Source organism: Myxacorys chilensis (genome assembly GCF_059505265.1).
The window spans coordinates 14,295-38,217 of record NZ_JCACKG010000284.1 but is presented as its reverse complement, the minus strand read 5'-3'; the positions used below and the strand labels follow the sequence as shown (position 1 = coordinate 38,217).

Genomic DNA, 23,923 nt, shown 5'->3' with positions numbered 1-23,923 from the left:
CATCGCCTTTTAGCTTATTCAGCCCAACTTCACATAATTATCAACACAACCTAGGCTTATGTCAAAACTTCCTAGCCCTACACTAGACTCTCTAGGATTTCTCTATCAACAGAGAGTAACTTTCTAGATCACGTGTTCTAGTTGGGAAATATCATAATTAAATAACATAATGATATTTTCTGGGGTGTGTAAGCTTGCCAGTGAATCTCAGCCGAAACATTCACAGAACTGATGGATATGCGCTTATAGATAGAGTTTTATCAATGACAAACAAGCATCGAGTTTAAGCAAGCTGGCGAGTCCCATAGAACTGCAAGAAATGCAACACTGGTCAAATTCAAGGAAGTGGGATGAGAACTGGACAACCGAGCGAGAACTCGATAGTGGAGGTCAAGCCACTGCTAAGTTAGTCAAGAATAATTCCACTGGGCAGCGCTGCTTCCTAAAAATGTTGAGTCGTCAAGGCGATATGGAGCGTCGCGCTCGGTTTTTTCGTGAAGCTACAGCGTATGCAACTACGAACCATAAGCTTATTCCTAAATTGATAGAAAGCAACGCACTTCACCATCAAGATTCTGAGTACAAACTATATCTGGTTACCGATTATATAGAGGGACAAAATCTCACTGAATACATTGGTACTCATGGGTACATGGAATTCAAGGATGCATCTACAGTGCTACTCCAGCTTATTGATGCCGTTGAATACTGCCATTCAAATGAATGGATTCATAGAGACATAAAGCCGGACAACATAGTTTTAAGAAAATCCAGTGCATTAATGCCAGTCTTGCTTGACTTTGGAATTAGCTACAAAGAAGGTATTATTGGTGGCTTCGAGACTGATTATTCACAGGAGCTTGGAAACCGCTTCCTGCGTCTACCTGAAATGAGTGCCTACAGTACTGCAAAGCAAGATAAGAGAAGCGACATATCATTCTTAGGCGGCATTCTTTATTACTTAATTACATCAGTGTCTCCGTCTGTCCTGATTGATGAGGAAGGAAGAATGCCGCATCAGCGAATGGCTACTGTTGAAAGACTGAAATGCGCTTTTGATGGAAGATTTTCAGCATTGAGTGACTTCTTTGATAAATCATTCTCTCAAAAGCTTTCTGACCGATTTACAAGTACGCATGAGATGAAAGAATCCTTAAAGAGACTAATTGATATGCATGATAACTCTGACCCTAACGAAGGCAGTATAAGTATCAACGATATAGTTTCATCATTGAACTCAAAAGTGGATCAAGAGCTACTTAGGAATCGTCGTCTTTATGAGCTCGCAATGCAGGAAATCCGCGATGTACATTCCGAGATTCTGGAACGCATCCAGCCAACCTACACCTCCTATCAAACTGGTCACGTCAATTTTGTTGATGGGCTGCGAAACGATCTTGGTTTCGCACATTTTTCAACTCATGATCACAGATTCGTTCCTTCGTTCCTGATAAAAATAGTTGGTAACGAGCTTGTTGTAATGGTTGATGGAACCTCCATTTATCGTACTGAGGTCGAATCCCCACATTTTTCCGAGGAGTTCCTTAAAACACTTGAGGACATATATCTAAACGGGCTAAAGAGCTTAGTTGATAAGCCACTTTCCTAATGCTGCTAGCAACCGCGTCCAACAGAACATCAACATCACTGGCTGCGTTGTTAAGATCATCCATGTCCGGTCAGCGCTATCGTTAGCTCGTCAGATCTAAGAGCCAAAGTTAGTTCTAGATGCATTTACCTTATGAGAGAAAGGGTTATCCTCTCACCCAACCTAAAAGCACTACTCAATCAATAAAAAACTAGTCAAACAGTAGTATTTTTGATCCCGTGTTGCTAGACTAGCGTTCAATAGAACGGACTAGAGAAGTATTGGCGTACTTACTCTAGCCCTGACTCCCTGACTACTGACATAGCCATAGGAGCTAATTGATTATGCGTTCAATTTGCACAGATGAACGGTCGATTCGTTCGTCTACTCTTCATCGTCTAGGATCGACTTTCTCTAGTGCGATCGCGCTAACCATTGTTACCAGCTTTATTACTCAGACTTCACAAAACGCTAGCGCTAACCCTGCGATATTACCGCTAGGAGAGTATCCGATCGCTTGATTCGTTCAGCAGAAGTAGCAATCAAGATTATTTAGTCGCACCTCACTGCCAAAGTATTGAACTATCAAAGTGCGGGAAGTACCAGCGATAGGAATTCGAGCGATTCACCATTGACAATTAGAAGTATCTGAAAGGGTACTGCTTTGTTTTTGCTTTTGCCGCCATAAATGCGATCGCTACCGTATGGGTTCTGCAAACATTCGCTGCCAATTTGCTTCTGCGAATTGCAAATATTGTAGCCAAAGTGCTTCGGTTTAATTTCATTGAATTCCGTCAATGGGTACAACGGCTCTGACTCTCAAGAAAGACGAGTTAGATAGTCACAATTCAATAGGATTGAGCTGAATTCGCTAAAGCGCTTGTTTTGCCTTGTGTATAGCAGTCCTTTAACATTTTTTCAACCAGATACTAAAGTACACAACTCTTCAGTTCACATTGCTCTCGTTTTTGTCGTATTCTTGTTTTCATATTCCTTTCATAATTGAAGGATTTTAGCGGATGTCGTTTAACAGTTCAGCGCCGAGACCAAGCCTTCCTGAAGTGCATCGAAGTGTCGCGGTTCCAAACGTTAAAAACTTTTGGCGCAAGCTCTTAGCCTATGCCGGACCGGGATACCTCGTGTCGGTCGGCTACATGGACCCTGGCAACTGGGCAACAGACATTGCTGGCGGCTCTCGATTTGGCTACGCGCTCCTCAGCGTGATCTTGCTCTCGAATTTAATGGCGATTTTGCTGCAATCGCTCTGTGTGCGGCTTGGGATCGCGACTGGGCGTGACTTAGCGCAGATGTGCCATGAGCAATTTAGTCCACGGGTTAGTTTTGCCCTTTGGATTGTGTGTGAGATCGCGATCGCAGCCTGTGACTTAGCCGAGCTTCTGGGGAGCGCGATCGCATTGCAACTTTTGTTTGGCTTGCCGTTGGCTTGGGGCGTTTGCCTCATGGGATTCGATGTGCTGGTGATGTTGCTGCTGCAATCGAAAGGATTCCGCTATATCGAAGCGCTAATTATTACGTTGGTCGGTACGATTGCGCTCTGTTTCGCCGCCGAAGTTTGGTTTGCCCGTCCCAGTGTTGGCGGTATTCTGGGCGGATTTGTCCCTACCTTAGATATTGTCAAGAATTCTGAGATGCTCTACATCGCGATCGGCATTCTGGGCGCAACGGTGATGCCGCACAACCTCTATCTGCATTCTTCCATTGTGCAGACTCGTGCATTTGAACCCACGATCAAGAAAAAACGGGAAGCGATTAAATTCAGCACGATTGATTCTACAGTGGCGCTCTGGTTTGCCCTGCTGATCAATGCCGGAATTCTGATTGTTGCAGCCGCTGCCTTTCACACATCCGGGAATCACGACGTGACAGAAATTCAGGATGCTTACAAGTTGCTGTCGCCTCTACTTGGTGTTGGTCTAGCCAGTGCGATCTTTGGCTTTGCGCTCTTAGCCTCTGGACAAAGTTCGACGCTGACAGCAACGCTTGCCGGACAAATTGTGATGGAAGGGTTTGTGAGCTTCCGACTGCCCCCTTGGTTGCGACGCTTGATCACTCGGTTGATTGCGATCGTGCCTGCGCTGATCACGATTCTGGTGTTTGGAGAACAGCGCACCGGGGATCTGTTGATTCTCAGTCAAGTGATTCTGAGCTTACAGCTTCCGTTTGCGGTGTTTCCACTCATGATGTTTACCAGCGATCGTAAGTTGATGGGAACCTTTGTCAATCCAACTTGGCTCAAATTGACGGGTTGGGGGGTTGCAATCTTAATTGCCGGACTGAACGGATGGTTGTTGTGGCAAACGGTGAGTGGATGGATTTCGCATTAGAAATCCTCGAAGGGATTGAAGAAATCTCGCGTGGGGCGATCGCGCTGTCCGAGTTCGGAGGGGGGACGATCGTTGCTCCACGCCCACCAGACTTGACCACACTGACACTGATAAAACTCTTGCCACTTTTTCCGGTAGTCTTCTGTAAACACAGGAGAGCGGCGATTAATCCAAACTTGGGTTGCTTCCGTGGAAGTTTTGCGGCAGGTCGGGCAGGTAAAAGTGTGAGAATGACTGGCAGGTTTAGTCCACGCAGGCGGAGTCGGGTCAAAAGCATCCATCATGGCGTAGCGAATTTGCAGCGTTGCGTTTCGCTCATTATGACGTGTTTTAGACCGAATGAGGGAATTGGCAGAGACGGAGTAGGATTGATTCGAGAGCCTTCCTTAGCAAATCCAGTTAAGATCTAATTTAATTTTTGAAGTCGTAAATCACTGATCTAGTTGGAGTGATTTAATTCCTTTCACTCCTCTTAACTTCGCGTCAAAAGAAGCTGTCTCTACACAGTTTTTCTGCTGGTTCACTTTCAGAATCAAATAGTCTGAGAAGTCAGCCCCTCCATGCTTTATTTGTTGATCTGCCCACCATGCAGCCTCCTGATTTTCAAACACAAAAATATTAGTTCTCAGCAGTTTTTCTACTGTATCAATCAGTTCTTCTCTGCTGAGTTTATACCTGGATCGTAATACCCAAACTAATTCACAAAGAACAATATTGTTTATAAAACAAGTGTTGTCTGTATCAACAATACTATTGATATATTGATCAGATAATCTCCATTGTTCCTCATCATCCCTTAATAGATATCGAAGGATAATATTAGTATCAAGCCCTTTCAATCTGATTCTCCAGCACACTGAGCGATCGCTTCATTCATTTCCTCAACAGAAACAGAATCTCTGCCCGGTTTATACAACATTCCAGATAACTCCCGCACATCGATTTTTGCAGACTGTAAATAAACCTTACCGTCCTCTGAAATAACGAACTCAAGCCGATCTCCAGGTCGCAAATTTAGCAATTCACGAACGTCTTCCGGAATTGTAGTTTGTCCATCATGAGTCATTTCTGTAGTAAACATACTATTAGACCTCCTGTGCTGACTACGTATATCTATTTTTCCAGGTTTCTGACTGCATCGTGCTAGGGTTCAATATCTATTTTGAACTGAGCCTGATGGTTCGGCTTCTAAAGGCGAAAGACTGAGAGTTGAGCTTCATTCTCCGAGTAAAAAGCTCGGAGTTCCGAGTTCTGAAGGCGAAAAACCGGGATTTGAGCTTCATTCTCCGAGTAAAAAGCTCGAAGTTCCGAGTTCTGAAGGCGGAAGACCGAGCTTTGAGCTTCATTCTCCGAGTAAAAAGCTCGGAGTTCCACGTGTAGAGCCTGACAGTCCGGCTTCAGAAGGCGAAAGTTCGGCTTCTGAAGGTGAAAGATTGGGATCTGAAGACGAAATCTCAGCATCTGCACTCGAAATATCGAGCTTTGAAGGTGATCGCGTCCATAAAAAGCATCAAAAAAGCGCGATTGCTCCGCAAGCTCCGAAGGATCGCTTGCTTCATTCAGTTCCTCAGTAGAGACAAATCTTCTACCCAGCCTGCATGGCTCAGCAATCTTTAACCATCCGCTCTAATCGGGTAACAGCTTTCAAGCATCGATTTCGCCATCACGCCCAAAGTGTGACGTCCGGGTCAATAATTTGTGCCAACTAGAGATTTTTTGGGTATCGTCTGTATGAACAGATTGTCAATGACGATACCTACCCCGCTTCTACTGCCCTTATGATCCTCAATCTCATTTCGCTGCTTGGCATATTTGGGCTTTGCGCGATCGCGTGGCTCTTCTCAGAAAACCGCCGTCTGAAATTCTTCCCGTGGCGCGTTGTGCTCATGGGCATTCTGCTTCAACTTGTGCTGGGAGCGCTTGTGTTTTGGTTTCCCGTAACGCAGTGGGCGCTTCAAGTTTTTAGTAGTTTGTTAGACGGCGTGTTTTTGGCGGCAGATACGGGTGCGAGTTTCGTGTTTGGCAAAAATTTAGTGCCGCTTCCGACAAAACCTGCGGACATCAATTTAGGCTACATCTTTGCGTTCCGAGCGCTGCCGACGGTCATCTTCTTTTCAGGACTGATGGCACTGCTGCAAAACTTGGGCGTCATTCAAGCGATTACGGGCGTATTTGCAAAAGCGTTCTATCAAACGATGCGGCTGAGTGGAGCAGAAGCGCTCAGCGGCGCGGCAAATATTTTTGTGGGTATCGAAGCCGCGATCGTCGTTAAGCCTTACCTCGCGAAGATGACTCGCAGCGAACTTTGCGCGATTCTGTCCTGCTGCTTTGGAACGGCGGCTTCTTCCACATTGGCAATCTATGTCAGCTTTCTGCGTCCCGTCTTTCCAAACATTCTGGGACATCTAGTATCGGCGTCGATTATTGCGATTCCGGCCTGTTTTGTCCTGTCTAAAATTTTGGTTCCAGAAACCGAGATTCCCCTCACGATGGGCGGTGTTCCTCAGGAAGAAAAGACGGAGCGCGTGCAAGAAACGGTTGGAGGAGAACCGATCGAGCGGATGAATTCCCTTGATGCGGCGATCGTCGGTGCATTGGATGGCGTCAAAATGGCAGTCGCGATCGCGGCAGTCTTGATCCTCATCCTGGGACTCGTTTCGTTAATCAATCAAATCTTTGCAGGTCTCGCCGGAATTCCGGGCGCGGTGGGTGACTTCTTCAAAGTGGTGACGCTTGCTAATATCGAAGGCGCGTTATTTCTGCCGTTTACTGTCTTGACAGGCGTTTCTCTGGAGTGGAGTGAGCTTTGGGAATCGTCGGTGCTGATCGGACGCCGCTTGTTTGAAACCGCCATTCCGTCGTATCAGGCGTTAGGTCTAGCTGCTGCTCGCCCTGACAATCCGCTTAGCGATCGCGCCGTTCTGATCGTCAGCTATGCGCTGTCGGGCTTTGCTCACCTCGCCTCCGTCGGAATTTTTGTTGGTGGTACGATCGCGCTGATTCCCTCGCGGCGCAAAGATATTTCTGATTTGGGCTGGAAAGCGTTGTTCGTTGGCACGCTGGCGACGCTGATGATTGCTTGTGTTGCAGGAGTGTACGATACGGGTGCGGCTAGCATTTTAGGCACGAAGCCAAACCCGCAAGTCACGGCAAGTCCTGCTGCTCCGACCTCACTCGCTTCGCCTGCACCCAAGCTAAAACCATCACCAAAAGCCGCCACTCCTGCACCGAAGGTAAAGGCTTCGCCCGCGAAGCCTGACGCTGCCCGCTAAGATGCACGCCATTTGACCGAGCCGCCAATCGGTTCGGTCGAGGCAGGCGACGGAGATTGACCCTTGAGAACCTGCGCGATCGCATCTCTTAAATACTGACGTTTGACCGCTTTCGGATTTTCGGCGTTGTCATCGATCGCACCGCGATAGCGTAGCACCCCAGCTTGATCGATCAGAAATGCGTGGGGTGTCTTGGCTACACCAAACGTCTGAGCCACGTCTTGAGTCACATCGCGCAAATACAGAAAATTGAGCTGATTTTTAGCCGCAAACGGTTTCATCTGCTCGAAGCGATCTTGAGGAAACTGCTGCTCATCGTTGGGGTTTAAGCCAATCATCAGAAAGCCTTGATCGCGAAACTCGGCTTGGAGTTGTTTGAGACGATCGAGGTACAGATTGACGTAAGGACACCCATTGCAGATGAATACCACTGCGATCGCGCGCTGATTTTTCAAATAGTGAGCGAGGTGATGCACTGAGCCGTCTGTGCCGGGGAGCTCGAAATCTGGGGCATAGCTACCAATCGAAGTACCAAGGGTTTCTATCATTTTTGTATGAAGGATTAGCGTAGGAACTGGACAAGAAGGGGGTCGCCTAATGGATTAGAGCGACAAGCGAAGAACCGTATCCCGAATGCTAGATTTATGAAAGTTCATATTTCAATAGAATTCCACTATTCGCCCTGGCGCTAACAGGGGATTCTTACCCAAACGCTCTCAAGATTTATGCTCACCACTTCAATTTCGGTTCGGTCTGATTACAGCACTTGGATGTGGAAAGGCTTTCAAGTTGCCTATCAAGCTGAGGGAACAGAAGGTCCTGCGGTTGTGCTAGTGCATGGGTTTGGAGCATCGTTTTATCACTGGCGCAAAAACTTGCCTGAACTTGCAAAAAACTGTCGCGTCTATGCGATCGACTTAATCGGGTTTGGCAAATCGTCTAAACCGATTCCTGACGAGCAGATGGAGTACACCTTTGAGACGTGGGGAGCGCAGCTTGCAGATTTTTGCCGAGAGGTGATTGGTGAGCCTGCTTTCTTGGTGGGCAATTCGATTGGCTCGATCGCGATCATGCAAGCGGCGGTTGATGCTCCTAACTGGGTGCGCGGCGTTGCCTTGGTGGGATGTTCGCTGCGGTTGCTGCATGAACGGCATCAAGCGACGCAGCCGTGGTTTAAGCGCGTCGGTGCGCCAATTTTGCAGAAAGTGCTGAAGAAGAAATGGTTTGGTCAATTGTTTTTTAAGCAGCTTGCCACACCTAAGACGGTTCGGAAGGTGTTGCTGAAGGCGTATGGCCGATCGGACGCGGTGACAGACGAATTAGTCGATCTGCTGTTGGGAGCCGCCAAGGATGAGGGCGCGATGGGAGTCTTTATTGCGTTTACAAATTATTCTCAAGGCCCGTTGCCCGAAGATCTGTTGCCAGAGTTGTCGTGCCCGGCGATCGTGCTGTGGGGCGAAGCAGATCCGTGGGAACCGATCACACTTGGGAGGGCGTTTGGTGATTATCCGCGAGTCGAAACGTTTATTCCGCTCGACGGGGTGGGGCACTGCCCACAAGATGAAGCGCCAGAAATCGTCAACCCGATTCTGCGAGATTGGATTTTAGAGAAAGCTCACACGGGTTCAAACACCATTTGAGGCACAAGAACACCTTCTACAGAACGGGTGACGCCCAAAAAGCGATCGCGCTCGTCCCACACGCGCATGAGTTGATCTTCGGACTGGTCTGAAGCAATCTTTTGCCCTTGACACCAACGCCGCGCTAAGTCCTCAGGCAGTTGAATTTTAGATAAATGAGACAATGCGTGATCGGGTGAAACGAGTGTGAAGGTTCCGGCTTCTACTTGCTGAGCGAGTTCCTCAAAGGTCAAACTGTCGGTCAGCGTAAAGCCACTGCTCTCAGTTCGGATGAGTTTTGCGAGCGTTGCTCCAGTGTTTAGCACTGCGCCTAAATCTCTAGCGATCGCACGAATATAAGTGCCTGAACCGCACGCGATCGCCAGCTCTAGTTCGGGAAAGTCTCCCGCTCTCCAATCCAAAATATCAAGCGTGTAAACGTCTACCGATCGGGCAGGTACATCGATCAATTCTCCCGATCGCGCCAAGTCATACAGCCGTTTTCCTTCAACTTGAATGGCGCTGTAATTTGGCGGTATCTGCTGGATGTTGCCTAAAAAAAGCGGTAACTTTTCTCTGATTGCTTCTAACGTCAATTGGGGAACGGCTTGGCTCGTTAGCGTTTCGCCTTCTAAATCATCCGTTGCGGTGGTCACGCCAAATCGAATGGTGGCTTGGTACGTTTTGTCACTACGGAGATATTGCAGTAGTCGGGTCGCCCGCCCGATCGCGATTGGCAGCACACCGATTGCGGCGGGGTCAAGCGTTCCGGCATGTCCGATACGTTTGAGCTTGAGCAACTTGCGAGCTTTTGCAACGCAGTCGTGTGAGGTAAAGCCAGAGGGCTTGTTGAGATTGAGGAAACCGTTCACAAGTAACTCGATCGTTTGAGTGCAGTTTCTTATCTTAGTTTGGCTTGCTTAGATGTTGTACTCAACAGCCCAGAATGATGTGAAATCTGAGCAATTCTATAATTGAGGTACATTTTGGAGTTGCTCTATGTTTTGGGAAAAACCTCAGCGATCGCAGTCTCAATTGGTTAGCGGGGCGCGATCCTTTGGAGCTTGGCAGAGCCAATTTCTTTGAAGGTGCGCTTTGCGCTAATCGCACCTTCGCTAGGAACCGCATCAAACATCTATAGGATTCTAAAACCAGTACAATTGACCCAAGTTGCTTTCCACTTGCCCAACCTGTTAGGAGAAACCGATGCAACTACAGACACGCACCTTCACGCCAGAAGAGTATCTCGAACTGGAAGAAAAAGCGGAGTACAAAAATGAGTACCGGGATGGAGAAATCATTGCAATGACGGGAGGAACTACAAACCACAACGAGATTGCTGGAAACCTCTACGCCTATTTGAAGTTTCAACTGAAGCGGCAACCCTACAAGGTGTACATAGGCGATGTGCGGCTGTGGATTCCTAAGCATCGACAGTACACCTATCCCGATGTGATGGTGATTCGGGGTGAACCAGTCTATACGGACAAGGGCACAACAACGGTGACCAATCCGATGTTGATCGCGGAAGTGTTGTCGAAGTCTACGCAGAACTATGATCAGGGAGATAAGTTTGCGTATTACCGCTCGATTCCAGAGATGCAAGAGTATTTGTTGATCGATCAGACGCGATCGCGGGTGATGCAGTATAGGAAGACTGAGCAGGGATGGCTGCTGACGGACTACGAGAGCGAGAATTCTGTGGTGCGGTTGGGGACGGTTGAGCTTGAGATTGGGTTTGGCGATTTGTATGAAGGCGTCAGTTTTGACGAGCAAGAGTTGGCAAGCGATGAATAAGGCTACATTTTGCCCAACATTGAGGGAGGAACTGAACTCTTAGCCCCTGCCTTAGTGCTGACGTAATAGGGCAATAACAGCAATCAAGCAGAAACGATCGCCCTGAAGAAGTCAGCATTCAAACGCCCGACTCAACGCAGAAAGCCTAAAGAAATCTCATGAAGGAATCTCAGTCGGCTAAAGCCCTACACCAACTCATCCTTCATTTCTCACTGCACCTGTTTCGCCTGCAACGTCTGCACCAAGTTCAACCGCAACGGCTCTTGTGACAGAAAATTCGCATAACTAGACGACAAATAAGCACGATAGTCTGGCTGATTCGCAATGTAAGTTGAGAAAAACGCCAAACTCAACGCCCTCACATAGCGACGTGCAAGCTCTGGCGACGGACCAATCACCGCAGGCGGAACCGGAATCGCGTCATTCTTAGAATCCCCCAACGCCGAAAAGTGAGTCCCTTGATTGATCAAGGCAAAATAGCGATTCGGCGTTTGCAGCCACGTGAACGGCTGAATTTGTTCTGGCAGCGCTGGCGCGATCGTATCCGCATTGCCCGCCACAATAAAAGTTGGTACTTTAATTTGGCTCAGTCCTGCTTCTCCAAACACACCGCTATCGATCGGATTGATCGCAAACACCGCCTTCACTCGTGGATCGCTCAGAATATAGTCTTCTCTGGGCAAGTCTGCCGCACGGCACTGCAACAGAAACGAGATGTTTAACGTATTATCGAGCGCGGTAGGAGTGCAGTCTTGTCGAAGTTGGGTGAAATTAAGCGGCGCACCCCCCAACGCAAACACTGTATAGCCACCAAAAGACTGTCCCAAGACGCCGACTTCCTGAAGGTTAAGCTGACCATAACGCGGGTCAACCTGAGATCGTCGAGTCAGTTCATCGAGTAAAAACTTGATATCTAACGGACGATCGACAAACTCTCTCGGACTCGACACCTCACTCGCCGTTCCCGCAACCAATGCTTGAAGCTGTTCAGCATTGCTGCCCGGATGCTCAGGCACCGCCACCGCAAATCCATGCGACGCCAGATGTTCTCCTAAATACTGGAACGTCATGCGATCGCTGCCTAGCCCATGAGAAATCACAACCAGCGGAATCGCCGCGTTCGGCAGCGCTTGACGCCGAGCTTGAGGAAAATAAACATCAACTGGAATGACGCGATTGCCCCCCAACGCAGACACAATGTTCCGGCTACGATCCACCAAGCGCAACGTTTCTTTCTGCACACCAAATGCCCCGCGTGCTCCCAAATCTACTGGGTCTGCAATAGGAGGTGCTGAATTTTGAGCGGCAAGCTCTGCGATCGCGCTTGTTGCTGCATTGGTTCGATTAATCAGATTGCCTAACTCATTGGCGATTTGCAGCGTCTTCTGCAAATCAATCCGAATGCCCCGCGTGGGAAATCTCCGAAACACATTGAGCGGGGTAATTCCTTCCGAATCGGCAGAGGCTAAAATCAGTGCCGCCCGAATTGCATAAAATCCTGTGTCGCGTGACTCCGGCTGAATCACTTGCCCGAGTCGCCGCAGCAAGATTTCTCCTTGAGACGTGTAGAGAAACTGAGACACCGCCACCGGAGACAGCGAGGCGCGAGTTGTGAGCGCTCTCCGCAAGGTAGCGAGTTGTTCAGCAGTAGCATACTGTGAATACACGTAGAGATCTTGGTCAAGTTTGCCACTCTGGGCGTAGTCTTCGAGTGCAGCTACGGAAACCGATCGCTCCAGCACCCCATAGGATAGGTACAGCCTTTCTGCCCCTTTAGCAGGGAGGTTGACTGCAACAATAGAAACGAGACTTCCGGCAATCATCAGCGCTGCTTGCTGAAGTCGCATTTGTATCAAAGTTGCACCAAGGGCTAACCGCCACCGTTGGAGTCGAGGAGTAGAACGTGGACGATCATGCATAACAGCTATCTAAACTACGATGGGCGACCTGGTAAAAGGCACAGGACGGAAATTTCACAAATCAGTGAAGTTTCACGAATTAATATAGCCCGTAGAAACTGTAAGCAGTCTATTCGATAATGAACTGCTCTACGCTTGCACTAGGACCTACATTCTGTTAAATCGAGGTGTAACCCCTAGTTGCACAAGCTTTTTTCCACAAAATAGAAGATTAAGTAGATGAAGTCAGCAGGTATTGCTTAAGTTGATCAATACTTAATCCAAAGCAAAGGTGATTTCAGCACTCTTAAGTGATTGCGAGTGATTGAGCCGTCTTTACTTAGGTTAAAACCAACATTTTGTCAGATATGGTTTATTAAGCAGTGTTAACTACATCTACAACTTTAGTTTAAACAAAAAATTTAGATAGTTATTTCTAAAGTTGAGTTATTAAGTAGTAGATTGATATCGGATTTTAGATTTTAGTGATACGATTTGACTTCATAAATTTCCAGGAATCATTAAGGACCTACCCCATTGTCTACTCAAGGTATTTCTGACCCCACTGTACTTACATCGGAAACGGTTGAGCAATATGAATTAAAAGAATTCATGAGCAACCTCGATGTTGCCCAGCAAAGACTAATTCGGTTTTTAGCCGAAGACTTATCGATTTCACCTTCGTCGATCGCTATGGCAATGCGCTATTCTCAGCAAGATCGCGGTCCGTTGCCGATGATTCTTTGGCGCTATGGGTTTGTGTCTCTAGAGCAACTCAACCAAATTTTTGAGTGGACGGCAAATCAGCGATAATGGTTCGCTTGGAGTTGAGCATTAAATGAGGGTTAGATCATACATCTGACACTGTTTCAACGATACTCCTATAGCAATATTTAACGGTACTTACGTATAAGGGTGAAAACGAGTTTACTGATGACTTAATTTACTGGCGGCTCATTTTATTGAGGAGCCAAAGCGAAGCTGTGATCGCGATAAATTGAGCCAAAGTGACGTTGATACTAGCTTGCACCACTAAAATATCGATGGGCTGAATGAATTTTGACTGGTCTACATTGACGAACCCAGCAAACCCTTGATTCACCACTTTGCCAAAGAGCAGACCCACGATCGCTTCTGCTCCGATCAGCGCCAGCAAAATTCCGACTAAACTTGAAATCAATCCTGTCCGCAGCGCTTGAACGGCTTCTGCTTTTTTAGGACGAGCTACAGCGGGTGCTTTTAACCGCCGTCCGAGAGCAACGTAGCGACTGAGCGCCCAAAACATGTTAAATCCCAGAACGGCAATGCTACAAAGCGTCAGAGCGACCCCGACGCCGGTATTGGGGTTGTTTGCCCCGGTGCGCGTTGAAACGGCAGCAAACGCCAAAATTGCGCTAGAAACAACGGTCAACACAAGCTGCACCCAAAAGCTGATCCAGCCCGTTAGACGAAAAGCGCTGGCAATCTCTCGAATGGTAATGGTGGAATCAGTTTGATTTGTCATGGTGGTTCTGTCGCGGAGAATGATTGAGACCTTTTTTGTTCTAGTCTGGCAGGAGAGTATGCTGCCATACATTAGTTGATGTAATAGTTTACGGTAGGATGGAATGATGCCTACCATCACTGTTCTGGGAGTTCCACATGTCTATGAGCAGACGGCTCCCACCCCCTCTAAAGAAGTTCTGATTTTTGTCCACGGTTGGTTGTTGAGTCGCAACTACTGGCAGCCGTTGATTGAGCGGCTAGCACCTCATTATCAGTGCTTATCTTACGATCTTCGGGGCTTTGGTGAGTCTCAACCTTGCCGATCGCCAGTGGCGCTGGCTCACCCCACAGAGCGAGAAGGTGCCGCAACAGCGATCGAATCTTCGACAGCGCGAGCGGTACGAAGATCTGAAGGATTAGCGTTGCAAAGCTCTAATCGGGTTGGCATGGCAAAGTCCACTCGATCGTTGATGTCGCAATACAGTCTTCTATCGTATGCAAAGGATTTAGAGATTTTGCTACGAGAGCTAAATATTTCACAGGCATGGCTGGTTGGGCATTCTCTAGGGGGGTATGTGGCGTTGTGGGCAGCCGATCAACTACCAGAGCAAGTTCGAGGGGTCATTTGCCTTAATTCGGGCGGCGGAATTTATTTGAAGGAATCCTTTGAGCGGTTTCGAGCGGCAGGACAGCAGATTGTAAAATTGCGCCCTCGGTGGTTGTCTCAAGTTCCCTGTTTAGAGCTTTTGTTTACACGGGCAAGTGTGGGTAGAACGATCGCTAGGTCGTGGGCGCGTCAGCGTCTCGTAGATTTTGTCGCTGCCGATCGCGAGGCAGCTTTAGGAACCTTGCTCGACTCGACGACCGAGTATGAGGTGCATCGGTTGCCTCAAGTTGTGGCACGGCTTCATCAGCCCGTTTATTTCATTGCCGGATCTAAAGATTCGGTGATGGAACCCAAATATGTTCGTCACTTGGCCAGTTTTCACCCCCTCTTTAGAGACTCTGGAGCCAACGTGTTTGAAATTCCGGAATGTGGTCATTTATCAATGGTGGAGTATCCGGAGACGGTTGCGGAGCAGATCGAAATGGTAATTGGACGTTCTGAAGCTAGAGGTTAGCGTTTCCTTCGGAGTTGTGCAAAGCGCTAATCGCAGCAAATCAGATTAAGATGTTGCCTTGTGGCTGTTCAGCGCACACGTCCCCCACTAGGAATGGTTGACTCTTGAACTCTGCGAAACTATTGAAACATCCGGCGATTGTTCGCGTTCTGCCATTCGTCTGGATCGGGTTTTTAGGTTGGCTTGTGTTTTTTCATCGGCTAGACGCAACGGGGTTGCTCGATGAGACGGAGCCACTGTTTGCAGAAGCAGCGCGGCAAATGACGGTCACAGGAGATTGGATTACGCCTTACTTTAATGGGGTCACTCGGTTTGACAAGCCTCCATTAATCTATTGGTATATGGCGATCGCATACCAAACGTTCGGTACGACCGCCTGGGCGGCGCGGTTGCCCTCTGCGATCGCGGCAACGCTATTAATCGGAATTTGCTTTTACGTTCTACAGGTTGTTGCTAAAAATCTTGATGGCAAAAACCGCATCAAAGATTCTGTTGCATCGCCTAATCTGCTTCCCTATCTCGGTTCTGCCATTGTCGCTCTCAATTTGGAGATGCTCTTCTTTGGGCGACTGGGCTACTCCGACATGCTGCTAAATCTGTGCTTCGGCGGCTCGCTGCTGGCATTTTTTATGGGCTATGTGCAGCCTCTCGACCGGATCAAAACTCGCTGGTATTTTGTGTTCTACAGTTTGATGGCGCTGGCGGTTTTGACTAAAGGTCCTGTAGGTGTTGTGCTACCGAGCGCGATCGTCCTGATTTTCCTATTCTGCGTGAGAAATCTACGCGCTGGTCTGCGGGAAATGAAGGTTATGGGGGGCGCGATCGTATTTGTTCTAATCACGTTGCCGTGGTATGTGTTGGTCTATCTGGCAAATGGCTCAGCCTTTGTTAATTCATTTTTTGGCATGCATAATGTTGAGCGCTTTACTAGCGTAGTGAATCAGCATTCAGGGCCGTGGTACTTTCATCTGCTCATCGTGTTGATTGGGTTTTTGCCTTGGTCGCTGACGTTACCTGCTGCAATTGCGAGTGTTGTCCAACGCAAACAATGGCGAGAGCCGGATCGCAGTGGGCAGTTCGGATTATTTGCTCTAATTTGGTTTGCAACAGTTCTGACGTTTTTTACGATCGCAGTCACTAAATATATTACCTATTCGCTTCCGTCAATTCCTGCGGCTGCAATCTTAGTGGCGTTGTGGTGGCAGCAACAGATGGATCAAAACAAACAATCGTTCTGGTTAAAATTTAGTGTTTATACTAGTCTTATTTTTAGCGTTGTCTTAGGGATTGGCGCGCTATACAGTCCGCAATGGCTCATGAGTGATCCGGCGATGCCTAACTTAGGACGGGCGCTTGGAGCAGCAGGATTACCGATGATTGGCGCGATCGTTTGGTTTGGCAATGCGATCGCAGGGTTAGTGCTGATCTTCCGCCGTCAGATGAACTGGTTTTGGAACGTCAATTTTGTCGCGATCGCGGCATTTCTTGTATTTTTTATCACGCCTGCGTTTGAGATTGTTGATCAAGAACGTCAGCTTCCTCTAAGGCAACTTGCCGAAACGGTGGCTCATGTTCGCCGCGATGAAGCGATCGTCATGGCAACCGATTCGTTTGAGAAGCCCAGTTTGGTGTTCTACACAGGTCAACCCGTTACGTTTCTCAACCGGACTCGAGCAATCCAGCCCTATCTTGCAGAACTGCGCTCCTCTGGAGCTTGGCACCAATCGCGCCCAAGGTCGTCTTCAATTTTGATGATTACAACCTCAAAAGCCTTGCAAGCGGCTATCCCATCGGGACAGTATGACTTGATTCAAGCAGCAGGGGTGTATCAACTTGTGCGAGTTCCCATTCAATAAGCAGGCAGATGAATAAGCAATGGTCAATGACACGAACGAATCAAATTATTCTATTACTGCTGGGTGTGGGACTGCTGTTTCGGAGCATCATAGCGTTTTGGCTTCCGCCAGGATTTGACGAAGCATATTATTACATTTATACGCAGCATTTAGACTGGAGCTATTTTGATCATCCGCCGCTAGTTGCCTTTACGACGGGTCTAGGCGTTTGGCTCACTGGATTTGTGTCTCAGTTCACGATTCGGATAGGGAGTTTGCTGATCTATACGGCAACATTGTATTTTTTGTACCGCGCCACACTCCACCTCTTTTCAGCACGAGCAGGAATATTGACAGTTGCGATCGCGTCTACTGTTCCCATTTTTCAACTCGTGTTCGGAACCTTCACGCTGCCGGATGTGCCATTGATGTTCTTTTGGGCGTTAACGATGTGGGTTGCGGCTTGTGAATTTTTTCCAAAAGACGGATTTGAGTATCGCCCGACTTATCGATTAGCGATTTTAGGATTGTTGGTAGGTTGTGCCTGTTTGGGCAAATATCATGGCTTCTTATTGGGGTTTGGATTGGTTGGATTCTGTTTAACTAGCCGTCAGCATCGTGTTGCGTTAGTGTCACCTTGGGCATTACTGAGTCTGGCTCTATTCATCATTACCTTTTCGCCTGTGTTGTATTGGAATTGGCAACACGACTGGGTATCCTTTCGGTTTCAAGGCAATCGTAGTGTTCCTGATCGTCGCTACAGTATTTCTGATGTTTTCAAAACGGCTCTGTTAGCTGCGGCTTATCTATTTCCAACCTTTGGGGTTCCCTTATGGTGGGTCGGATTGCGTTCTAGCTTAGTTACCATTAAATCTTGGATTTCGGCTCCTCGACTCCCAGTGATTCCATTTTTGATCTGGGTTTCGATGCCTGTTGTGTTTATCTTTGCATTCATTGGAGGCTATCAGCAAATTCTGCCTTCGTGGACAATGCCAGGATTTTTAGCGCTAACTCCGGTGCTGGGTTGGCGAGCCTCGGTTTGGGAAGAACGGCATCCAAAAGCGGTGAGACGGTGGCTTGTTGGATCTGCGATCGCAATTGTCAGCTTAATGCTGGTTGTCTTGCTGCATATCACCGCAGGTATCGCTCAGAAACCTGGAAATTATGCAGTTTTTGGAGGTTTTTTGACGCCTCAGGACGATGCCTCAGTCGAACTTGTAGATGTGCTACAACTCCGAAGAGAATTAGCCGCGTCTCCTCAGATGCTCGCGGCTCTGCGCCAAGCGGATTTTGTCTTTAGTAACCGCTTTCACCTCTCTGGACATGTAGCGATGGCAATTGCGCCCCTGACTTCGGCCCCGGTGACATGTTTCGATAAGCGGGATGTTCGCGGCTTTGCATTCTGGTCAACGGCGGAGCAGTGGGTTGGCAAAACAGGGATCTACATCACGTCAAATCGATTTCAAACCCAAGAAAATTCTGCGGCGGGGTATGCACCCTACTTTCAGCAGTTTACAAAGCTAGGTGATGTGCCGTTGCGTCGTGGGGGCGTAATTGTCGAGCGATTTCATGTGTTTCAGGGGACAACTCTTGTGAAGCCGTATCCGCGTCCAGCGCTGTAGAGGCTGACAATTTCTTTCAACAGTTAAAACTGATGGTTAAAACTTCTGTTACCTAGATGTTTCCGCACCATGGTAGAGCGGCGGGCAGAACGCGATTGCTATCTTCTTCGTTTACGCGAGATGGGGGATAAGGGCTATGCAAGGAAAGGCGACAAATTCAAGTTGTGTACTATTTTGAATCACGTTTGAATCACGCCTCTTAGAAGCAATTTGATTAGAATTTATTTATTTCCCTTTATATAGCAAAACCAGATCTTATGAATATGCAGATAGATAAGTAATTTTTATAAAAATAATTAAATTTTTTAGATTCACGAAAATCTCTAACATAGTCCTATTTCTATGAAAAAAATATAAAGAATCAGTAATTTCACAGGACTTTTGTCGCATATATCACTATTAAGATCGCCCTAAGTCGTGTTATCTGTCTTAAGGCATGGTTTGTTAGGAGGAAGTGGGATGCAACAGTCCCTTTCTGGTAGTGTACTGCTCGGTCTAGTAACAATTATTTTAGGAGGAAATAATATTGCGTATGCTCAATCTGCCGCTTCGAGCGTAATCGCTCAGGCTAATCCCCCTGCTCCGCCGCCCAATTCTGTTGTAGCTGGTCCTACAACAGGGTCTATCGAACAGGATATCTTTCAGCAAATCAATGGGTATCGAGCTAAGCGAGGGCTGAAAGCCCTAACATGGGACGCTCAATTGGCCAAGAAAGCGCGAGAACACAGCAAGGAGATGGCGAACAAGGTCATTCCAATGGGGCACGCGGGATTCGAGAATCGAGTTAAAGGCATTCAGAAAACAATTCAGAAGGCAGTAATCTTCCCGGTGGAAGACTCAGTAGATCAAAACTCAGATGAACGAGTCAAAAACACTGTCAAACGCGGCTTCTATCGCGCCGCTGCCGAAAATGTGGCTTACAACATGGGCTACGACAATCCGGGAGCAAAAGCGGTTCAAGGCTGGTTAACGAGTAGTGGGCATCGCCATAATATTGAAGGTCAATATACAGTCACGGGTGTAGGCGTCAGCAAGAATGTTAAAGGAGAATATTACTTCACTCAAATCTTTATCAAACAGTAACTCCGGCATGGGGGTGAATTGACGATTTAGATTGAAGTATCCTAATCATCAAGTCTTTCTCATCCCCATCGCTTGCCCATGCAGCCAAAAGAATTTTATCGCTACGATCGCGACTTGCCCCCCGAATTGCTAGATAGTTATTTACAAACAGACGCGATCGCGGTTGATACCGAAACGATGGGTCTGCTTCCTCAGCGCGATCGCTTATGTCTGATTCAACTGTGTGATGCTGCTGATCGAGTTTCTGTGATTCGCATTGTGCGCGGGCAAACAGAAGCCCCCAACCTGAAGCAACTTCTAGAAGCTCCAACGGTTACAAAAGTTTTTCATTTTGCGCGATTTGACATTACAACACTGCGCTACCACTTAGGAATTCTGGTTAATCCTATTTTTTGTACCAAGCTTGCTAGCAAGTTGGCACGTACCTATACTCCTCGTCACGGACTCAAAGACTTAGTGCAGGAGTTGGAAGGCGTTGAGCTAGATAAGAGCGCTCAAAGTTCAGATTGGGGGAATGCGGCTAATCTATCAGATGCTCAGTTGAGCTACGCGGCGAACGATGTGCGCTACTTGCTTAGCGCTCGTCAAACGCTAATTGAGATGCTGAAGCGGGAAGAGCGGTGGGAACTGGCGCAGGATTGTTTTGGATGTTTGCCAACGTTCGCCCAGTTAGATATATTGCAGTATCAGGGAGTTTTTGAGCATTAGGGTTGTTTTGCTAGGGCGAGGGCAAACCCGTTCCTCTCAAAACTGAAAGCTAAAGTCAAATCTTGAAGGCAATCTTGTGCAATCTTCTACTAACGCGGTGGCTTCGGTGTTGGCTCAGATCTCTGATCTCGCCGCTATTCTGTACGATCTAGATGGCACGATCGCGCATACAGACCCTGTTCACTTTCAAGCGTGGGCAGAAGCATTGCAACCATTCGATATTGCGATCGATGAGTCATTTTATAAGCAACGCATAACAGGAAAGTTAAATCCTGCGATCGTAGCGGATCTACTGCCTCATCTGACGGTTGCGGAAGGCATTGTCCTTGCCCAGCAAAAAGAAGCCCGATTTCGAGAATTAGCGACGCAACTTCCGGCAATGACTGGGTTGCAGGATGTGATTGCTTGGGCAAGCGCCCATCATCTGAAGCAAGCGGTTGTCACGAATGCTCCACGGGCAAATGTGCAGTTTATGCTAGAAATTCTGAAGCTTGATCAAACCTTCGATCGGGTGATTCTGTCGGAAGAGTTAGGAGTTGGTAAGCCTAATCCGGCTCCCTATCAGTTTGCGCTAGAGACGTTTGGGCTGAATGCTAGTGCTGCGATCGCGTTTGAAGACTCGCCTTCCGGCGTCTGCTCTGCTGTCGCTGCACAAATTCCAACCGTTGGAATTGCTTCATCTCAGACTCCGACAAATCTCTACGCGGTTGGCGCTTCGCTTGTGGTTCCTGACTTTGCCGCGCTCTCTTTATGGGAGGTTCTTAACGCTGTGCCAATTCAAAAATTACTTTAGGAGAGACGCTAGCGATCGGGGATTTCGGCAGAAGACGGATAAGGCATACCCCAAGCAGCGGCTAATACTTCTGCCCAATCTGCACCAGGAACAACGTCTTCTAGGCTGACAAAGGCATCGATCGCGCCAGCCACTTCAATGTCGGCATCTAGATGATTGCAGTCTGCGTCATATCGGTCTGTCTCATCATTAGCGTTTTGCGCAATTTTAGAGGGATTGCCCGATAGATTGCTCCAGTTAAAATTCATAAATCACACCCTCGTGAATAATTAGGAAGCCAGAATTGTTGTACAAGCAGAACCATCACTAGGATTTAGGGATAGCCAGCACTAGCAATCTGAGTAAAAACATGATGCCTTTAACCGATTGGGCTATCATCCCTGAATTACTCGTGAAACTGAAGTCAAACTATCTGTAATTATACGGAGGTTTGTCGAAAGAATCAAGTTGCCGCATTCTGACTGTCAGTCATAGAGCGTATCATTTGCGCCTTTCCTACCCCAACCCGAATACGGTACATCGCGATGCTACATACTCTTCTCAATCATTGCAAAAGCCTGGCGTTTCTTTCTATCTCTTAAGATTGAGCTTTTCGGGCAGAGTAGAGCTACTCTTTGAGCGTCGCAAAGCGAATGGCAGCAGGTACACTAGGCTGTTAGGTTGTTGGGAATCGGACGATGGACTTAGTACAAGTGACCCCAGAGGTTCAGCAGCGTTTACACGAGTTAAGAGATCTGCTTCAGAAGGCGAGTTATGCGTACTATGTTCTAGATGCGCCTGTGATGGAAGACGCTGTGTATGACCAGCTTTATCGGGAGTTGCAGACCTTAGAGGTTCAGTTTCCAGAACTAATTACGCCCGACAGCCCGACGCAACGAGTCGGAGAACGTCCGGCAAGTCAGTTTACGTCGGTCAGACATAATGTGCCGCTCTACAGTTTAGAGAATGCATTTGGGAATGAAGAACTAGCGGCGTGGGAGCAGCGTTGGCGACGAGTTGCTCCAGATGTCAGCGACTTTTCCTATGTGTGTGAGTTGAAAATCGATGGCAATGCTCTCGCCCTCACCTACGAGAAGGGTATTTTAGTGCGGGGCGTCACGCGGGGAGACGGCATCACGGGTGAAGAGATTACGCAGAATGTGAGGGCAATTCGTTCGATTCCGCTGCGACTGAGTATGGAGAATCCGCCTGCGATCGTAGAAGTCCGGGGCGAAGCGTTTTTACCGATCAAGTCCTTCGAGCAAATCAATCAAGAGCGCGAACAAGCGGGGGATTCTTTGTTTGCGAATCCTCGCAACGCGACAGCCGGAACGCTGCGCCAACTCGATTCTAAAATTGTGGCCAGGCGGAACTTAGACTTCTTCGCCTACACGCTTCACTTGCCAGAATCGGTTGCTTCGCCGCCTCAATCTCAGTGGGAATCTCTCGAATTACTAAAACAGATGGGCTTTCGAGTCAATCCTGAGCGAGAGCGGTGTCCGACGCTGGAAGCCGTGCAGGACTACTGCGATCGCTGGTCAATTGAGCGCACGCGCCTTGGCTATCTCACCGATGGCGTTGTGGTCAAACTCGACTCGTTTGCTCTGCAAGCGCAATTAGGGTTTACGCAGAAGTTTCCTCGGTGGGCGATCGCGCTGAAGTATCCTGCCGAAGAAGCTCCGACGATTCTAGAAAACATTGGCGTCAATGTGGGACGTACGGGTGCGGTCACGCCTGTTGCTGAGTTGCGCCCTGTGCAGTTAGCCGGGACGACGGTATCGAGGGCGACGTTGCACAACCGCGATCGCGTCGCAGAACTCGATTGCCGAGTCGGAGATACGGTGATTGTTCGCAAAGCCGGAGAAATCATTCCTGAAGTGGTGCGGGTGCTGACCGAATTGCGTCCTGAAAATACGCAACCCTATCAGATGCCGACCCATTGCCCAGAGTGTGGCGAACCGGTGGTCAAACCAGATGACGAAGCTGTAACCCGATGTATTAATAGCTCTTGTCCTGCGATCGTGCGGGGTGCGCTGATTCACTGGGCAAGTCGAGATGCACTTGACATCAATGGCGTCGGTGAGAAATTAGGGTTGCAAATGGTCGATCAAGGATTAGTACACTCTGTCGCAGATTTGTATGATTTGACAGTTGAACGGTTGTTAACGCTAGAGCGAATGGGAAAGAAATCGGCTGAGAAAACGGTAAAAGCAATTGAAGACTCTAAAGCTCAGCCGTGGTCGAGAGTATTGTATGGATTAGGAATTCGACATGTCGGGAGTGTGAATGCGCAAACGCTGACTCAAGAGTTTCCAAGCGTTGATGACTTGTTGCAAGCTACACCAGAAACAATCGAAGCGGTGCATGGATTTGGCTCGGAGATCGCGCAATCGGTGTATCAGTGGTTTCAAAATCACGGGAATCGGGAGTTGGTTGAGCGGTTGCGCCAAGCTGGGGTGCAGCTTAAAGGAGAGAGGAGCGCGATCGTTGAAAAGAAAGCCGCGATCGCAGGTAAAACATTTGTTGTGACTGGAACGCTACCGACGCTAAAACGCGATGAAGTCAAAGCGATGATTCAAAAAGCAGGCGGGAAGGTCACTGATTCGGTCAGTAAAAAAACAGACTATGTGGTGGTGGGTGAAGAAGCGGGATCGAAACTGACGAAAGCAGAGAGTTTAGGAATTCCTTTGTTGTCGGAGGCAGAGTTCCTTGCGTTGTTGGAAGCTGAGGATACGCTGGAAGACTAGACCTTGAGGTTGCCTGATTAAATCTGACAGA

General features: G+C 48.1%; 22 protein-coding genes. 13 read left to right on the top strand and 9 right to left on the bottom strand.

Going from position 1 to position 23,923, the window contains the following annotated elements; translation table 11 throughout:
- The first annotated feature begins 319 nt into the window (after positions 1–319).
- Entirely contained in the window at positions 320–1,609 is a 1,290-nt protein-coding gene (locus tag AC5JLB_RS29020) for a serine/threonine protein kinase (RefSeq protein WP_495877292.1), read from the top strand.
- 564 nt (positions 1,610–2,173) lie between these two features.
- Here AC5JLB_RS29020 and AC5JLB_RS29015 read toward each other — a convergent pair.
- Positions 2,174–2,386, bottom strand: a complete 213-nt coding sequence (locus AC5JLB_RS29015) for a hypothetical protein (RefSeq protein ID WP_495877291.1) — start codon at positions 2,384–2,386, stop codon at positions 2,174–2,176.
- A gap of 221 nt (positions 2,387–2,607) precedes the next feature.
- Between AC5JLB_RS29015 and AC5JLB_RS29010 the strand changes: the two genes are divergently transcribed.
- A complete protein-coding gene (locus AC5JLB_RS29010) occupies positions 2,608–3,933 on the top strand; it encodes an Nramp family divalent metal transporter (protein WP_495877290.1) in 1,326 nt (441 codons plus the stop codon).
- Here AC5JLB_RS29010 and AC5JLB_RS29005 read toward each other — a convergent pair.
- From AC5JLB_RS29005 to AC5JLB_RS28995, 3 genes are all read right to left on the bottom strand, one after another.
- Positions 3,930–4,217 (bottom strand): hypothetical protein, encoded by a 288-nt coding sequence (locus tag AC5JLB_RS29005; RefSeq protein ID WP_495877289.1) that lies wholly within the window; start codon positions 4,215–4,217, stop codon positions 3,930–3,932. The genes AC5JLB_RS29010 and AC5JLB_RS29005 overlap by 4 nt on opposite strands.
- Before the next feature lie 147 nt (positions 4,218–4,364).
- Entirely contained in the window at positions 4,365–4,772 is a 408-nt protein-coding gene (locus AC5JLB_RS29000) for a type II toxin-antitoxin system VapC family toxin (RefSeq protein ID WP_495877288.1), read from the bottom strand.
- Positions 4,769–5,014 carry an AbrB/MazE/SpoVT family DNA-binding domain-containing protein gene (locus AC5JLB_RS28995; RefSeq protein ID WP_495877287.1) on the bottom strand — a complete coding sequence of 82 codons (246 nt, stop codon included), beginning with the start codon at positions 5,012–5,014 and terminating at the stop codon, positions 4,769–4,771. Before AC5JLB_RS28995 ends, AC5JLB_RS29000 begins: the two co-directional genes overlap by 4 nt.
- A 697-nt stretch (positions 5,015–5,711) precedes the next feature.
- Between AC5JLB_RS28995 and AC5JLB_RS28990 the strand changes: the two genes are divergently transcribed.
- Positions 5,712–7,205, top strand: coding sequence for a NupC/NupG family nucleoside CNT transporter (locus AC5JLB_RS28990; protein ID WP_495877286.1), 1,494 nt, complete (start codon positions 5,712–5,714; stop codon positions 7,203–7,205).
- On the opposite strand, the gene AC5JLB_RS28985 is transcribed toward AC5JLB_RS28990, so the two are convergent.
- Complete coding sequence (locus tag AC5JLB_RS28985) at positions 7,202–7,753, bottom strand: thioredoxin family protein (RefSeq protein ID WP_495877285.1); 552 nt, start codon at positions 7,751–7,753, stop codon at positions 7,202–7,204. The genes AC5JLB_RS28990 and AC5JLB_RS28985 overlap by 4 nt on opposite strands.
- Before the next feature lie 177 nt (positions 7,754–7,930).
- On the opposite strand from AC5JLB_RS28985, the gene AC5JLB_RS28980 reads away from it, so the two are divergent.
- Positions 7,931–8,845 (top strand): alpha/beta fold hydrolase, encoded by a 915-nt coding sequence (locus tag AC5JLB_RS28980; protein WP_495877284.1) that lies wholly within the window; start codon positions 7,931–7,933, stop codon positions 8,843–8,845.
- Here AC5JLB_RS28980 and truB read toward each other — a convergent pair.
- Positions 8,821–9,696 carry a tRNA pseudouridine(55) synthase TruB gene (gene truB, locus AC5JLB_RS28975; protein ID WP_495877283.1) on the bottom strand — a complete coding sequence of 292 codons (876 nt, stop codon included), beginning with the start codon at positions 9,694–9,696 and terminating at the stop codon, positions 8,821–8,823. The genes AC5JLB_RS28980 and truB overlap by 25 nt on opposite strands.
- A gap of 334 nt (positions 9,697–10,030) precedes the next feature.
- On the opposite strand from truB, the gene AC5JLB_RS28970 reads away from it, so the two are divergent.
- A complete protein-coding gene (locus AC5JLB_RS28970) occupies positions 10,031–10,621 on the top strand; it encodes a Uma2 family endonuclease (protein ID WP_495877282.1) in 591 nt (196 codons plus the stop codon).
- A 209-nt stretch (positions 10,622–10,830) separates the two neighbouring features.
- On the opposite strand, the gene AC5JLB_RS28965 is transcribed toward AC5JLB_RS28970, so the two are convergent.
- On the bottom strand, positions 10,831–12,540 hold the full coding sequence (locus AC5JLB_RS28965) for an alpha/beta hydrolase (RefSeq protein ID WP_495877281.1): 1,710 nt from the start codon (positions 12,538–12,540) through the stop codon (positions 10,831–10,833).
- Positions 12,541–13,056: 516 nt separating this feature from the next.
- Between AC5JLB_RS28965 and AC5JLB_RS28960 the strand changes: the two genes are divergently transcribed.
- Complete coding sequence (locus AC5JLB_RS28960; protein ID WP_495877280.1) at positions 13,057–13,332, top strand: DUF2949 domain-containing protein; 276 nt, start codon at positions 13,057–13,059, stop codon at positions 13,330–13,332.
- 130 nt (positions 13,333–13,462) lie between these two features.
- On the opposite strand, the gene AC5JLB_RS28955 is transcribed toward AC5JLB_RS28960, so the two are convergent.
- On the bottom strand, positions 13,463–14,023 hold the full coding sequence (locus AC5JLB_RS28955) for a DUF3611 family protein (protein WP_495877279.1): 561 nt from the start codon (positions 14,021–14,023) through the stop codon (positions 13,463–13,465).
- Positions 14,024–14,126: 103 nt separating this feature from the next.
- Here AC5JLB_RS28955 and AC5JLB_RS28950 point away from each other — a divergent pair, with 103 nt between their 5' ends.
- The 6 genes from AC5JLB_RS28950 to AC5JLB_RS28925 all read left to right on the top strand — a co-directional run bounded on the left by AC5JLB_RS28950 (position 14,127) and on the right by AC5JLB_RS28925 (position 21,166).
- A complete protein-coding gene (locus AC5JLB_RS28950) occupies positions 14,127–15,125 on the top strand; it encodes an alpha/beta fold hydrolase (protein WP_495877278.1) in 999 nt (332 codons plus the stop codon).
- Positions 15,126–15,229: 104 nt separating this feature from the next.
- Positions 15,230–16,981: an ArnT family glycosyltransferase gene (locus AC5JLB_RS28945; RefSeq protein ID WP_495877277.1), complete on the top strand. Its 1,752-nt coding sequence runs from the start codon at positions 15,230–15,232 to the stop codon at positions 16,979–16,981.
- Positions 16,982–17,007: 26 nt separating this feature from the next.
- Positions 17,008–18,582, top strand: a complete 1,575-nt coding sequence (locus AC5JLB_RS28940; protein ID WP_495877276.1) for an ArnT family glycosyltransferase — start codon at positions 17,008–17,010, stop codon at positions 18,580–18,582.
- 459 nt (positions 18,583–19,041) lie between these two features.
- Positions 19,042–19,665, top strand: coding sequence for a CAP domain-containing protein (locus AC5JLB_RS28935; protein WP_495877275.1), 624 nt, complete (start codon positions 19,042–19,044; stop codon positions 19,663–19,665).
- A gap of 78 nt (positions 19,666–19,743) precedes the next feature.
- Positions 19,744–20,373, top strand: coding sequence for a ribonuclease H-like domain-containing protein (locus AC5JLB_RS28930; RefSeq protein ID WP_495877274.1), 630 nt, complete (start codon positions 19,744–19,746; stop codon positions 20,371–20,373).
- A gap of 76 nt (positions 20,374–20,449) precedes the next feature.
- Positions 20,450–21,166: an HAD family hydrolase gene (locus AC5JLB_RS28925; RefSeq protein ID WP_495877273.1), complete on the top strand. Its 717-nt coding sequence runs from the start codon at positions 20,450–20,452 to the stop codon at positions 21,164–21,166.
- An 8-nt stretch (positions 21,167–21,174) separates the two neighbouring features.
- Here AC5JLB_RS28925 and AC5JLB_RS28920 read toward each other — a convergent pair whose 3' ends face one another.
- Complete coding sequence (locus tag AC5JLB_RS28920; protein ID WP_495877272.1) at positions 21,175–21,414, bottom strand: hypothetical protein; 240 nt, start codon at positions 21,412–21,414, stop codon at positions 21,175–21,177.
- A 429-nt stretch (positions 21,415–21,843) separates the two neighbouring features.
- Between AC5JLB_RS28920 and ligA the strand changes: the two genes are divergently transcribed.
- Entirely contained in the window at positions 21,844–23,892 is a 2,049-nt protein-coding gene (gene ligA, locus AC5JLB_RS28915; RefSeq protein ID WP_495877271.1) for an NAD-dependent DNA ligase LigA, read from the top strand.
- The last annotated feature ends 31 nt before the right edge of the window (positions 23,893–23,923 follow it).